We start from the raw sequence: 13805 nt of genomic DNA on the forward strand, positions 1-13805 counted from the left end.
GGCTGCGGTGACCCCTCCCCTGACCGCTCTGGTCTTCCCGGACGTCGAGGAGATGGTCATCCACCAGATCCTGGACGTCCTGTCGTACGAGGCCTCCACCGTGAGGCCCGAGGGCGACGCCTTTGCCGAGGCGCTCCCCTTCGTCCAGGTCACCCGTATCGGCGGCACCCGGACCAGCGGGACCTTCAAGGGCCGCCGACTGCACGACGAAGCGCGTCTCTCGCTGGACGTGTACGCCGCCTCTCGCGTGGAGGCCACCGACGCCATGGCCCGAGTCCGGGCCGCCGTCGAACAGATGCAGGGCACCTCCAGGGACGGCGGCTTCGTGCTGCGGACCTGGGAGGAGACCGGGCCGGCTGTCCGTCCCGAGGAGCCCAACTCCAACGTCACGCGCCTCGGCTACACGGCTGGGCTCCGCGTCCGACCTGCCTGACCCGCGATCCGCCTGGGCCTCTCCAGGCTCCATTCCCAGCCCGTTCGGAGGGGCTCACGCATGCCCATCTTCGTCCAGGCGTCACCCAGTCAAGGAGAAGCAATGGCTGACGACACTCAGGTGAGGGTCGGCGTCGAGGGCGCGTTCTACGTGGCCCCGGTCGGCACCACCGCCCCGACCGACCCGTACTCCCCCTGGCCGACCGGGTGGGTCGACCTCGGCAACGTCTCCGAGGACGGTCTGACCGAGGCGCTCAACGAGAACCGCCAGGAGTTCAAGGCCTGGGGCCGCACCGGTCCTGTCCGGACCCAGGTGACCGACCGGGCGTCCACCTTCAAGATCACGTTCATGGAGACCAGCGCCTGGACGCTGGCGCTCTACTACGGCGTGGACCTCGCCGACATGACCTCCTCGGGCACCGGCGCCACCCAGTTCCTCTCCTTCGAGGAGCCCCAGGCCCCGGAGCCGATGTACTACGCGCTCGGCATGGACGTCATCGACGGCGACAAGCCCGCGCGGATCATCGTCGCCCGAGCCGAGGTCACCGACAAGGGCGACCGCCCGTACAAGTCGGACACCAACCAGGCCTTCGAGCTGACCTTCTCGTCCCTGACCGCCCCGAACGGCGGCAGCTCGATCACGCGCCAGTTCGGCCTGGTCACCCTGCCTGCCTGACGTGCAGTGGTTCACGGCCAACGCCGTGAAGTCCGCATTCACCCCCATGACCACTGGCCGGAGCGTCCTTCGCGGGTCTGCGCTCCGGCCAGTGCTGTGACCCGCGAAGATCCGCGAGAACGAGGTAGATCATCATGAGCAAGCCGAACCGCAAGCGCATCAACCTGGAGACCCTCCGCGCCCAGCGCCTGGAGGCCCAGGGCACCAAGGAGATCGAAGTCGAGCTGGGCGACGAGAAGTTCGTCTTCCCGTGCGCGGCCTGGTGGCCGATGAAGCTCGTCAAGCAGATCCGGGCTCTGGAGAAGGACGACAACAGCGACGCCACCGACATGCTCGCGCTGATCTCCAACCGAGAGCAGGTGGACCGCCTCATCGAGCTGGGCCTCACCCTGGGCGACTTCATGGACATCCAGGAGGCGATCCAGGGTGACATGGGTGTCGGCTCGGGGGAATCGACCAGCTCCTCGAACTGATCGAGGAGCACCCCTCCGAACTCCGGGCGGACATCGCCCGGTACTTCCCCGGCCGCTCCCTGAACGAGTTCCACCGCAACGAGTCCGGCAACGGCTCGATGTCCTGGCTGGAGCTGTGGGAGTTCATCCAGGCCCTCCCGCTCGACTCCATGACGCATGCGGCCAGGCGCGGTGACTACGCCCGGCGTCGGTGGACTGAAGCGGACTACATGCGGGCCGCCGAGCTGACGCTGTTGCAGAGAGCGATCCAGATCCTCTCGGTGGCACACCTGGAGGGCAAGCCTCCCAAGCTCGCCCCCTGGGCGGAGCCGGACCTCCGCACCCCTGAGCAGCTCGCCGAGGACGAGGCCCACAAGGCCCGTCAGGCGGCCCGCTGGGCCCAGTACCGCGCCGCGACGCGCCCCGGGGCCGCACCAGATCCCGAGTACGCCAGGCGCCTGGCCCAGGCCCGTGAGGAACACCTCCGGCTCGTGGCGCAGGGCCAGCCGGCCCGGACAACTGAACAGGGGGAGCGATGTCAACCAACGTCGGAACCGTCGTCGCCACCATCGTCCCCAGCGTCGCGGACTTCGCCTCCCGGGCCACTGCCGCACTGACCCCGCAGGCTGATCGCCTGGGCCGGAACCTGGGACAGACCCTGTCCCGGTCGATGACCCGGGGGCTCGACTTCTCCGGGATCGACCGCGCCCTCCGTCGCTCTCTGGACGCGGCGGAGGCCACGGCGGCCAGCAAGGGCCGTCAGATCGGCAAGCGGTACGGCCAGGCCATGAAGGCTGGGCTCACCAATGAGCTGCGCGGCCTCCAGGGCTCTCTGGACGTCCGTATCCGCCCGGTCATGGACCGGCACGCCTATCGGGCCGTACAGGCCGACCTGGACGTCCTCACGAGGACGCGCACGGTCGTCATCAACGCCAGCGCGGACACCACGGCGGCAACGGCCCGACTGGACGCCCTCGCCCGGCACCGCACGGCGACGATCCACACCAACGTCAACGGCTCCCAGGCCGGGCAGGCCTCGGGGCTCATCTCCGGCATCACCGGCGCGGCGTCCGGGGCCGGTAGCGCCGTGGCGGGCCTGGCCTCCAAGGTCGCCCTCCTCGGCTCCGCCGCGCCCCTCGTGGGCTCCCTGGTCAACGTCGTGGCGGCCATCGCCCCGGCGGCGGCCCTGGCGGTCCCTGCGGTCGCGGCACTCGGGTCGGCCTTCGTGGCCATCAAGCTCGGCACGGCCGGGCTGGGTGACGCCTTCAAGGCCGCCTTCGCCCCCACGGACGCCACCAAGGCCGTCAAGTCGGCCAACCAGGTGGCCAGTGCGGAGCAGAGCGTCAAGCGGGCCGTCGAGCAGGTCGGCGTAGCCCGTGAGAACGCGGCCTCGGCGAACCAGGCGGCAGCCCGTCAGGTCGTCAGCGCGGAGCGGGACCTCGCCTCCTCCCAGCAGTCGGCCAAGCAGGCCCAGTTGGACTTGAATGCGGCCCGCGAGGAGGCCGTCCAGAACCTCCGGGACCTGAACCAGCAGCTCGCGCATTCGGCTCTGGACCAGCGCTCGGCCACCCTGGCGGTCAAGCAGGCCCAGGAGGACCTGTACAAGGTCCTCGCCGACCCGAAGGCGAGTGAGCTTCAGCGCCAGCAGGCGCAACTCGCCTACGACGAGGCCAAGCAGAACCTCGCGGACCAGACCCAGAAGCAGAAGGACCTCAAGAAGCAGGTCGAGGCGGCCGACAAGGCCGGGGTCGAGGGCGCTAAGAACGTCATCGAGGCCAAGAAGGCCCAAGCGGCGGCCAACCAGGACGTCAAGGACAAGGAGCAGGCCCTCGCGGATGCGCGGGCGGCTCAGGCCAAGACGGCCCGGGACGGTGCCCGGTCGATCGCCCAGGCCCAGCAGGCCGTCGCCGACGCTCAGCAGCGCGTGGCCGAAGCCCAGATGTCTGCGGTCTCCGGCACGAACAAGCTGAACGACGCGCTGGCCAAGCTCTCCCCCAACGCTCGTGCGTTCGTGTCCTCGGTGCAGGGCCTGAAGCCCGCCTGGGACGCCATGCAGCTCGGCGTCCAGGACCGTCTGTTCGCAGGACTGGGCGGCCGGCTCACGGATGTGGGCTCCCGGGTCATCCCGATCCTCCGGGGCGGCCTGGAGGGCACCGCGGGCGTCCTGAACCGGATGGGCAAGGGCGCCCTGGACGCGGTGAACAACCTGGCCAAGACCGGGATGCTCAAGAAGGTCCTGGACGGGGCCACCCAGTCGCTGAAGCCGCTGGAGAAGGCTCCCGGGCAGATCGTCACGGCCTTCGGTCAGATCGCCGTGGCGGCCCAGCCGTCGTTCCAGAAGATCGCCACAGGGCTTGCCGGTGTCGTCACGAGGGTCACCGACAAGCTGGGCAAGGCCTTCGGGTCCGGCGCCATGGAGAAGGCCATCGAGCAGGCGGTCAACCTCCTCGGCGACCTGATGGACGTCGGCAAGAACGTCTTCTCGATCCTCGGCGACATCTTCATGGCCGGGGCCGACACCGGTGGCGGCACCATCGGGATGCTGAAGGAGATCACCGGGGCCATCGCGGAGATTACCTCCAGCCCCGAGGTGCAGGGTGGTCTGAAGGCCCTGTTCTCGGTGATGGGGACGATCGCCAAGACGGTGGCGCCGCTCCTGGGCACGGCCCTGAAGTTCGTGGGCCAGATCTTCGAGAAGCTCGGTCCTCCGATCGAGACCCTCGTCAAGGCTCTGGGCGACGCCCTGAAGCCGGTGATTGACGCCCTGGGTCCGGTCCTGGTGATCCTCGCGGACGCCGTCGGCCAGATCCTGGTGGCCATCTCACCCCTGATCCCGGTGATCGGGGAGCTGCTGGCCTCGGCCCTCAAGCCGCTGGGTCCGGTCTTTGCGGTCATCGGCAAGGTGATCGAGAAGCTCGCCCCGGTGATCGCGACCGTGGCCGATGCACTGGGTCCGATCCTGACCCCGATCCTGGAGGGACTCGGCGCGGTCCTGGGGCAACTGGTCACGCAGTACGCGGACATGTTCCTCCAGCTCGTCCAGCAGCTCGCACCGGTGATCCCCCAGCTCATCCCGCCGCTGGTCGGCGTGGCCAAGAGCCTGGGGAGTCTGCTGCTGGCCATCGCGCCGCTGCTGCCCCAGATCCTCTTGCTCGGGGCGCAGTTCGTCACGACGCTCCTCCCGGCGATCCTGCCGATCCTGCCGCCGATACTCCAGCTCGTGGATCTGCTGGTCCGGCTGGCCGTCTGGACGATCCAGAAGATCGTCCTCCCGGCTATCCAGGGCCTGATCGACTTCGTGAAGGACATGGGGCGCAAGCTCCAGCCCTTCATCGACGCGGTCAAGCACGTCACCGAGTGGATCGCGGAGAAGTTCAAGTGGCTCTACGACAAGCTCGTTGGCCACTCGATCATCCCGGACCTGATCAAAAAGATCCGCGACTGGTTCAACACCGGCAAGCAGTGGATCAAGGACATCTGGAACGCCGTCTGGGACAACACCCTCGGCCGGGTCGTCAGCGCGGCCAAGACGGTGGGCGAGAAGGTGGCCGGGTTCGCCCGAGGCGTCCGCGACCGATTCAACGACGCCAAGCGCTGGGTCTCCGAGAAATGGAACGGCCTGTGGTCCGGCGTCGCCGGGACGGTCACCTCGATGCGCAAGACGATCGAGGGCCGGGTCCGGGACTTCAAGGACTCGGTGGTCGGCTTCTTCCAGAAGGCGATCGACGGCATCCACACGGCCTGGTCGAAGCTCTCGGACATCGCCAAGAAGCCCGTGCGGTTCCTGGTGGAGACGGTCTTCAACAACGGCCTGCGGAAGGTCTGGAACAACACAGCGGCCAAGCTCCCTGGCATCGGGGAGATCGGCGAGATGAAGCTCCCCAGGGGCTTCGCGACTGGTGGCATCCTGCCGGGCTACACGCCGGGTAGGGACGTCCACCGGTTCGTCTCGCCGACAGGCGGCGTGCTGGACCTCTCCGGCGGCGAGGCCATCATGCGGCCGGAGGTCACCCGGGCCGTCGGCAGGGGCGGCATCAACGCCCTCAACGCGGCGGCCCGTACGGGCGGCGTGGCAGGCGTCCAGGCGCTCCTGGCCAACGGACTCCCCCGTCGGGCGTTCTGGGGCGGCGGCATCTGGGACGACATCACCGACAACCCGGTGACCAACGCGGTCAAGGGCGTCGTGAGTGATGGCGTCGACCTGCTGAAGAAGGGGGCCGACTGGGCTCGGGGCGGCGTTGCCGACCTGGCCGAGAAGACCCTGAAGCACCTCCTCGGGGTCAGCTCCCTGAAGGTCGATCCCAGCAAGCAGACGTGGTCCGGCCTGGTGGGCAACGTCCCCGTGATGCTCGCGAACAAGGTCGTGAGCTTCATCCGCGGCAAGGAGGACGACGGAGCCGGAAGCAGCGTGGCGCTGAAGGGCTACAAGCCCTCGGCGGGCGTAAAACAGTGGACCTCCGTGGTGCTCCGAGCCCTGAAGGAGGTCGGCCAGCCGGCCAGCCTCCTCAGCTCCACCCTGCGGCGCATGCAGCAGGAGTCCGGCGGCAATCCCACGATAGTCAACAAGTGGGACAGCAACTGGCAGGCGGGCCACCCGTCGGTCGGCCTCATGCAGGTCATCGGCCCCACGTTCCGGTCCTACGCGGGGAAGTACAAGAACAAGGGCCCGTTCCTCTACGGGACCTCGGTCGACCCGCTCTCCAACGTGTACAGCTCGATGCGGTACGCCCTGGCGGCCTACGGGTCACTCCACAAGGCGTACGACCGGGCGGGCGGTTACGCCCGAGGCGGCTACCCGTCGGCGGGAGAGCTGGCGTGGGTGGGCGAAGAGGGCCCTGAGCTGGTCCGCTTCCTCGGCCCCGCCCAGGTGTACCCGCACGAGCAGTCGATGCGCATGGCGCGCGGCATGGGTGCGAACATCCCGGGCTTCGCCAAGGGCGGCACCATCTCGGCCACGGGCAAGGGCAGCATCGCCGCCGTCATCGGCAAGGCGTTCCTGGAAGGTCTCCAGGGCTCCACCACGGGGATCAAGAACGCCATCGCCAAGGTGACCACCGCGATCAAGAACGCCTTCAAAGGCGTGAAGTCGTCCATTGACGACAAGCTCCTGAAGTCGCTGGCCTCTTCGAGCACCAAGCTCCAGGCGCTGGCGACCAAGCGGGATCAGATCGCGGCGAAAATCGCGGCGGCCAAGCAGATGGCGACGGACCAGACGGCCGCCGGGAAGTCCTTCGCGTCGATGACGTCCCTGCCGAACGGCGGGAACACGTTCGACGCGGCGGGCATCCTCAACGGCCTGAAGGTCCGCCTGGGCCAGCTCAAGGCCTTCTCGGCCAACATCGCCAAGCTGTCCAAGATGGGGCTCTCCAAGGAGCTGCTCCAGCAGATCATCTCGGCGGGCCCCGACTCGGGGGCCGCGTACGCACAGGCCCTGGTCAACGCCACCCCCAAGGAGCTGCGCTCGATCAACGCCATCCAGGCGCAGATCGACAAGGCCAGCAAGCAGTACGGGAACACAGCGGCCGACGCCATGTACGACGCGGGGACCAAGGCGGGCGACGGCTTCCTGACGGGCCTCAAGGCCCAGCAGAAGGCCATCGAGAACCAGATGTCCGACCTGGCCAAGGCGATTCAGAAGGCCATCAAGAAGGCCCTGAAGATCAAGAGCCCGTCCAGGGTCATGGCCGAGATCGGCGAGCACGTCGGTCAGGGCCTGGTCATGGGCATGGACGCCACCCACCACGCGATCGTGTCCAGCGCCAACCAGATGGCGGGGGCCGTTCAGCGCGGCGTGGGCATCGAGCCGGCTGCCCGCCAGGAGCGGGTCCGGGACGTCCATCTCCACGCCAGGACAACGGAGAAGCCGACGAGGCAGGCGGTCGTGGACGCCATGCGGGACTACTCGGCGATCTACGGCGCGCTCGTCCTCTGATCAGACCTTGGAGGGGCAAATATGCCGATCCTTGCACGCTCCTCCGGGTCTCTCCCTGGCGTCATCAACCCGCCGCCGATTCAACCGCTGGAGGTACCTAGCCTCTCCTGGACGGACTCCCAGGGGCGCACGACGCTCCTGTCCGACTGGGAGAACGGCTGGGTCCTACAGCCCGGCACCCGGGGCCTGGACCTGCCTGGGTTCGACTTCTACACGGATGCATCCCCGCAGATCGACGGCAACGCAATGCGGGGCCTGCATGCACAGGCCCGAGAGATCTTTCTCCCGGTCGTCCTGTTCGGTTCAGACAGGGCGGACTTCGTGGCCCGCAAGCGGTCCTTCCTGGCGACCATGAACCCCTACCTTGGGCTCGGGACGCTGACCATGACCGAGGCCGACGGCTCGTACCGCACGATCGAGGCGTACTACGTCTCGGGCGTAGAGGGCGACACCGGGCAGGACTCCTCCGGACTGCGCTGGCAGAGCATGGGGATTACGCTCTCCTGCCCCAGCCCGTACTGGCTCGGCGAGTCGGTGCACCTGGACTACGGTGCCGGGGCCACAGGCAACTTCTTCCCGGTGCTGCCGGTGGTCGTCCGGGACTCCCAGGTCCTCGGCGCCACGGTCATCAACAACCTCGGCGACGCATCGGCCTTCCCGGTCTGGACGATTCACGGGCCCGCCACGTCGGTGGTCATCTCCAACGACTCCACGGGCCTGAGCTTCTCCGTGACGGCCTCTCTCGGCTCATCGGACGTCCTGGTCGTGGACGCCCGTGAACGGGTCCAGACCGCCGTCTTGAACGGCACGACGAACTGGTGGCCCAACCTCGCGGCCGACTCAGACCTGTGGAGCTTCCAGCCGGGCACGAACAACGTCTCGATGGCGCTCGTGGGGACGGACAGCAACACCACGGTCCAGCTCGACTATCAGCCCCGCTTCCTCACCGCGTAGGGGGTGGCGATGGGCTTCGGCGCGCCCCTGATCACCGTCCAGGTCCGGGACCAGAACCTCCAGATCCTGGGCATAGTGGACGACTTCACCTCACTGACCATCACTCCGCGGTTCAACGCCGTGGGGGCGTTCGTCCTGAACATCTCGGCGGACTCCCCCAAGGCGGACCTCCTGATCCCGGGTAACGGCCTGATCATCAGACGCGGTTCGGACGTGCTGATGTCCGGCCCCATCCGGGAGCCCAACTGGCAGCGCTCGGACGGTGACGGCGGCAGCGGGGTCCTGACAGTCAACGGGGTGGACGACATGACCCTCCTGGCCGGGGCGACCTGCTGGCCGAACCCCACGGCCGCACCGGGCTCCCAGACGGACTCGGTGTACAAGATCTCCGGTGTCGCGGCCGAGGCGGCCATGAGGGCCCTGGTGAATCTCAACATCGGGCCCGGCGCCCAAGCGGCCCGGAAGATCTCGAACCTCACGCTGGCCGCCGACGGTGGCCACGGGGTGAGCATCACCAAGCAGGTCAATCAGTTCGACAACCTCCTGGCCGTCCTCCAGGACATCGCCAAGACGGCCGCGCTCGGCTTCAGGATCGTGCAGGTCGGGGCCAACCTCCAGTTTCAGGTCTACGAGCCGGCCGACCTCTCGGCCTCCGCGAAGTTCTCCTTCGGCCTGGGGAACCTGACCGACGCCTCGTACTCGGTGACCGCCCCGACCTGCACCAAGGCCGTGGTCGTCGCCGGAGGCAGCAGCAGTCCCCGCCAGGTCAAGGTCTACACGCGGGCGGACGCGGCCTTCCCCGGACCGTGGATCGAGCAGTTCGTGGACCTCACGAGCGTGGACACCGCGTCCACCGACCTCACGGCCCAGATGGACCAGGCCGCCAACGAGGCCCTGACCTCCGGGGCCGCCCAGGGCAACCTGACCATGAACCCCATCGACACCCCGCGCCTCCAGTTCGGGCGGGACTACAAGGTGGGCGACAAGGTCTCGTGCCAGGTGAGGGACGACTTCTTCACCGACGTGGTCCGCGAGGTCAACATCGCCTTCGACGCGCAGGGCGGCTACGTCGCCAAGGCCGTCATCGGTTCCTCAGACGCCGCAAACAACCAGGACGTCCTGGCCCGGATGTACCAGTACACCGCCCGCATCTTCACCCGGCTGAGGCGCCTGGAGACGCGCAAGCCGTCCTGAGCCCAGAGAGGTACACCATGGCCCAGAGCAGCTTTCCCTTCGGTTCCTCCCAGATCGCCACGGAAGACCAGTGGTCCTCCATGTTCCGCATGGCCCAGGTGGATGGCGTCCGCGCTACCGACCCGACGGGAACGAACCTGCGGGTGTCGGGATCTAACGCCTCCACCGTTGCCGTGGCCGCCGGAGAGGCCTGGATTCAGGGGACGTACTACTCGAACAGCGCGAGCCTGAACGTCAGTGTTCCGACCAACTCCGGGGGCGGCACGGCGCGCAACGACCTGGTGGTCCTGCGCCGGGATCCCTCGGCCGACTCGATCACGGTCCAGTACAAGACCGGCGGTACGGCCTTCCCAACTTTGACTCAGACGCTCAACGGAATCTGGGAGATCCCCCTCGCACAGGTCACAGTGGCCGCTGGAGCGTCTGTCGTGGCACCGGCGGGAGTCGTGGACCAGCGCTGGTTCCTGGGCCGTCCTGTGGCCCTCAGCAACTCCGGCTCCCGGCCTCCGGCCACCAAGGGCCAGCTCATCGTTGAGGGTAAGGACGTCCTGCTGGGCAACGGCGTCAGTTTCGACCTCCTGGCCACGGCCGGCTCGGACACGGGTTGGAAGAATGTGCCGCTTGCGAGCGGCTTCGCCACCTACTCCGCCCCGTGCAGCTATCGGGTGAAGGACGGCATGGTCTTCATGCGGGGCAACTTCAAGAAGACGTCCGGTGACCTGCCCAAGAACGTCGTAACCAAGTTCGCCACGCTTCCCGCTGAGGCCAGGCCGCCGTACACCCGGTTCGCCGTCACCGCAACCGAGTGGAACAACTACTCCGTTGGCGGCACATCGGTGGGGTTCTTCCACGCCCGCGTCGAGGTCCGCTCTGACGGGACGTGCTGGTTCCTCGTCCCTCAGCCCAGCTCGCCCGCGTACTGCGACCTGGATTCGTTCACGTACTCGCTCTGACTCACTACGAGCCTCGGCCCTATCCGGGGCTTCATCATGCGCGGCGCTGCCGCAGAACGGGAGACCCGCATGAGGCATCTCTTCGGCCTCAGCCCGGCCGACTTCGCCATGCAGCCCGTCGGTGTTCAGCTCCAGCTCGTCCCCGGCGCAGTGGGATCTGTCTGGGACGCCCTCACTGGCGGTACCCAGATCACCGATCTCACGGACCTGAACAACGCCCCCATCACCTCGGTGACGGCGGACAACACCACTGCTCAGGTGAGCTTCTACGGGCCGGACGGCGTCAGCTCGTTGTACGTGGACTTCGGCTTCGGCATCCGCTTCCTGCTGACCGCCACGGACCTCGGCCCGACCATCGACGCTAAGTTGGACCTGGCGGGCGGAACCCTCATAGGGGACCTGACCCTCCACGGCGACCCCACCAGTGACCTCATGGCGGCCACCAAGGGGTACGTGGACGACGCGGCCTCTGCGGTCTCCCTGCTGTCCGGCGGCACGGTCACGGGCGACCTCGCGGTCACTGGCCGGCTCACCGCTGGGGGCTACGCGTTGCCCGTGGTCATGCCGACAGGACGGCGTCCGGCCTACCGCAAGGCCACCTGGTCCCAGCAGTTCCAGACGGGCCACGGCTGGACCGTGGGCGGCGCCGGTACGGCCAGCTCGAATGCGAACGACACCACGGACTTCGTCAGGGGCACCCAGGCCATCCGGGTGACGACGGCCGCCAACGGCGTCCAGTCCCAGGTCCGCAAGCTGGCCGGCTCTGCCATGGACCTCACGGGCAAGCTGATTCGCCTGATCTTCAAGGTCGATGACGTCACCCACCTGAACCGCCTGGAGTTCCTGATCGGAACCAGCACCTTCACCAACTTCTACCGGTGGACGGTGCACACCCACAGCGCCACGAACCCGAACTACGTCCAGACCGGCGAGTGGGTCACCGTCCACCTGAACTGGGCGGACGTCACGGCGTCGGGCGGCACGTACTCGGTCAGCTCCTCGGGCGTCCCGAGTGTCCGCTCCGGCTTCACGGACATGCAAGTCAACTGCTACGACGACGGCACCGGCGCGGTCACGTACCACCTCCAGGCCGTGGAGCTGGTCCCGGACACCACGGAGACCTTCCCCAACGGCGTCATCACGATCAGCTTCGATGACTCGTACGCCTCGGTGTACGACCTGGCCCGGCCGAAGATGGATGCCCTGGGCTTCTCCGGCACGATGTTCAACATCGCCGAGGCCATCGGCTCCAGCGCGGTGTACCTGAACACCACCCAGATGCGGTCCATGCAGGACTTCAGCGGCTGGGAGATGGACGGCCACGCCTACGGCACGGCGGCTCACGCGGCCCGGTACACCACGATGACCGAGCAGCAGGTGGCCGACGACTTCCGCAAGCTCCGCTCGTGGATGGTCCAGAACGGCTTCACCTCGGAGCACTTCGCGTATCCCGGCGGCCAGTTCGGCAAGACCACGGACGGCGTTCCCGTCGACCAGATCGCAGCCCGGTACTTCACCTCGGCCCGGTCGATCATCTCGGAGAACGTCGAGTCCTTCCCGGCCGCCATGCCGTACCGGCTCAAGGCCGTCACCGGCATCAACGACGGCGCGAGCATCGGCGGCGTCACGGTGGCATCCCTGACGGCCACCGGCGGGAAGCTCGACCGCTGCCTGAACAACGGCGACTGGCTGAACCTCTGCCTCCACAAAATCGTGACCGGCTCGCCTGCCGACTCGACCGAGATCAGCCAGACCGGCTTCAACACCCTGATGGACGCGATCAACTCGCGCGGAATCCCGGTGGTCACGGTCTCCGAGGCCATGCGCTACTACAGCTAAGGAGGCGCGATGACCCTCCGGGACATCGACCTGAAGTACGTCAACGGGGCGCTCACCAGCTCCAAGGCCCTTGCCGTCGGTTCCGCTGGCACTGCCGCGACCCTGCCGAACGGACAGGCGGCGTCGAACTCGAACACCGGCCTCGTCATCGCCTCGTCCTACGCGGGCGGGGACGACAACGGCACCGGCACCGACTCCACTGGCCGGCTCAACCTCTACAGCTACCAGCGGGCCAACGTCGGCTCCTTCGGCGAGACCATCCGCAACTTCCTGATGCGGTCCGACGCGAAGAGCATGCAGGCGTTCTACATGCCGGTGCAGACGTCCTCGAAGAAGGGCGGCTTCGACGGCACGACCCGGGACCCGATGGCGACCGGTGTCTCCTGGAAGCCCGTCGTGTGGCAGGGCGCCCACTACGAGGCGAACGACCACGGCTCGGTCCACGGCCACTGGGAGCTGGAGATCGCGGACTCCACGGGAGCCCTCCAGGGGCGCCTGGAGATCCCGTTCATCGACCAGACGAAGACGGCCGCGATGACCGACGACATGGCCAACGTCGTTGTCGGCATCGACTACACGAACATCCGGACCAACCTGGCCGACTTCTCGGTCCGGGCCCAGAACATCGCCACCGGCGACTACGCGGGCCAGAACACAGCCCTGCGGGTCGGCGGCAACAACACTGTGAACAAGGACATCCTGCTGTCCATCTCCTCGGACATGCAGACCTCCGGCCGCCGCTGGGGCATTCGCGCCAACACCGACACCGAGTCCGGGTCCAGCGCTGGCACCAACCTCCAGATCCTTCGGTACGACGACACTGGCACCCAGCTCGGCAGCGCCCTGTTCATCCAGCGCAGCGACGGTCAGATCACCACCGGCGCGGCAGGAGCCAAGGGAGCCCGCCTGGCCCTGGTCTGGGGCACCAACGCCGTACAGGGCTTCTCCGCCCAGCCGTCGGCATCCCCCGGCGCTGCGGCGGCATTCGACGCCGTGATGACCGCCACCACCGATCGCGCCTACCAGGCGGACGTCACTGGCGACGTGAACCGGCGCTACGTGGTGTACGCGGACGGCAAGACCGAGTGGGGCGACGGGACCAACACCCGCGACGCCAATCTCTACCGAGCTGCGGCCGGGCGCCTGAAGACCGACTACTCCCTCTCGGTCACCCAGAACCTGCTCATCAACACCACCAGCGTGGGAGCGGGCGTCGGCGTGATGGGCATCGCCAACGCGACCACGGTCCCGACCGCCAACCCCACCGGGGGCGGCGTGCTGTACGCCGAGGGCGGCGCCCTGAAATGGCGCGGCTCCTCCGGCACCGTCACCGTCATCGCCCCGGCCTGATCCGGGCTCGAACCACACCCTTG

9 protein-coding genes are annotated in these 13805 nt (G+C 67.9%); all 9 read left to right on the plus strand.

The window, feature by feature from the left end; genetic code table 11:
* Positions 1-7 precede the first annotated feature (7 nt).
* Entirely contained in the window at positions 8-433 is a 426-nt protein-coding gene (locus tag JK361_RS10110; protein WP_201815383.1) for a hypothetical protein, read from the plus strand.
* 102 nt (positions 434-535) lie between these two features.
* The gene (locus JK361_RS10115) at positions 536-1108 is read left to right on the plus strand and encodes a phage tail tube protein (protein WP_201815387.1); all 573 of its coding nucleotides are present in this window, start codon (positions 536-538) and stop codon (positions 1106-1108) included.
* Between the two features lie 134 nt (positions 1109-1242).
* Entirely contained in the window at positions 1243-1581 is a 339-nt protein-coding gene (locus tag JK361_RS10120; RefSeq protein ID WP_201815388.1) for a hypothetical protein, read from the plus strand.
* A 514-nt stretch (positions 1582-2095) separates the two neighbouring features.
* Positions 2096-7492 (plus strand): transglycosylase SLT domain-containing protein, encoded by a 5397-nt coding sequence (locus JK361_RS10125; protein ID WP_201815393.1) that lies wholly within the window; start codon positions 2096-2098, stop codon positions 7490-7492.
* 21 nt (positions 7493-7513) lie between these two features.
* Positions 7514-8446, plus strand: a complete 933-nt coding sequence (locus JK361_RS10130; RefSeq protein WP_201815395.1) for a phage distal tail protein — start codon at positions 7514-7516, stop codon at positions 8444-8446.
* A 9-nt stretch (positions 8447-8455) separates the two neighbouring features.
* Positions 8456-9640: a siphovirus ReqiPepy6 Gp37-like family protein gene (locus tag JK361_RS10135; RefSeq protein ID WP_201815397.1), complete on the plus strand. Its 1185-nt coding sequence runs from the start codon at positions 8456-8458 to the stop codon at positions 9638-9640.
* Positions 9641-9657: 17 nt separating this feature from the next.
* A complete protein-coding gene (locus tag JK361_RS10140; RefSeq protein ID WP_201815399.1) occupies positions 9658-10593 on the plus strand; it encodes a hypothetical protein in 936 nt (311 codons plus the stop codon).
* Positions 10594-10662: 69 nt separating this feature from the next.
* Complete coding sequence (locus JK361_RS10145; RefSeq protein ID WP_236052721.1) at positions 10663-12432, plus strand: polysaccharide deacetylase family protein; 1770 nt, start codon at positions 10663-10665, stop codon at positions 12430-12432.
* Between the two features lie 9 nt (positions 12433-12441).
* A complete protein-coding gene (locus tag JK361_RS41170; RefSeq protein WP_236052722.1) occupies positions 12442-13782 on the plus strand; it encodes a hypothetical protein in 1341 nt (446 codons plus the stop codon).
* Positions 13783-13805 lie beyond the last annotated feature (23 nt).

Source organism: Streptomyces musisoli (assembly GCF_016741855.1).
Classification (GTDB): Bacteria; Actinomycetota; Actinomycetes; order Streptomycetales; family Streptomycetaceae; genus Streptomyces; species Streptomyces musisoli.

Bases quoted from the DNA above. Each gene is read 5' to 3' on its own strand.
- JK361_RS10120 (WP_201815388.1), top strand. From the start codon at position 1,243: ATGAGCAAGCCGAACCGCAAGCGCATCAACCTGGAGACCCTCCGCGCC.
- JK361_RS10115 (WP_201815387.1), top strand. From the start codon at position 536: ATGGCTGACGACACTCAGGTGAGGGTCGGCGTCGAGGGCGCGTTCTAC.
- JK361_RS10125 (WP_201815393.1), top strand. From the start codon at position 2,096: ATGTCAACCAACGTCGGAACCGTCGTCGCCACCATCGTCCCCAGCGTC.
- JK361_RS41170 (WP_236052722.1), top strand. From the start codon at position 12,442: ATGACCCTCCGGGACATCGACCTGAAGTACGTCAACGGGGCGCTCACC.
- JK361_RS10145 (WP_236052721.1), top strand. From the start codon at position 10,663: ATGAGGCATCTCTTCGGCCTCAGCCCGGCCGACTTCGCCATGCAGCCC.
- JK361_RS10135 (WP_201815397.1), top strand. From the start codon at position 8,456: ATGGGCTTCGGCGCGCCCCTGATCACCGTCCAGGTCCGGGACCAGAAC.
- JK361_RS10140 (WP_201815399.1), top strand. From the start codon at position 9,658: ATGGCCCAGAGCAGCTTTCCCTTCGGTTCCTCCCAGATCGCCACGGAA.
- JK361_RS10130 (WP_201815395.1), top strand. From the start codon at position 7,514: ATGCCGATCCTTGCACGCTCCTCCGGGTCTCTCCCTGGCGTCATCAAC.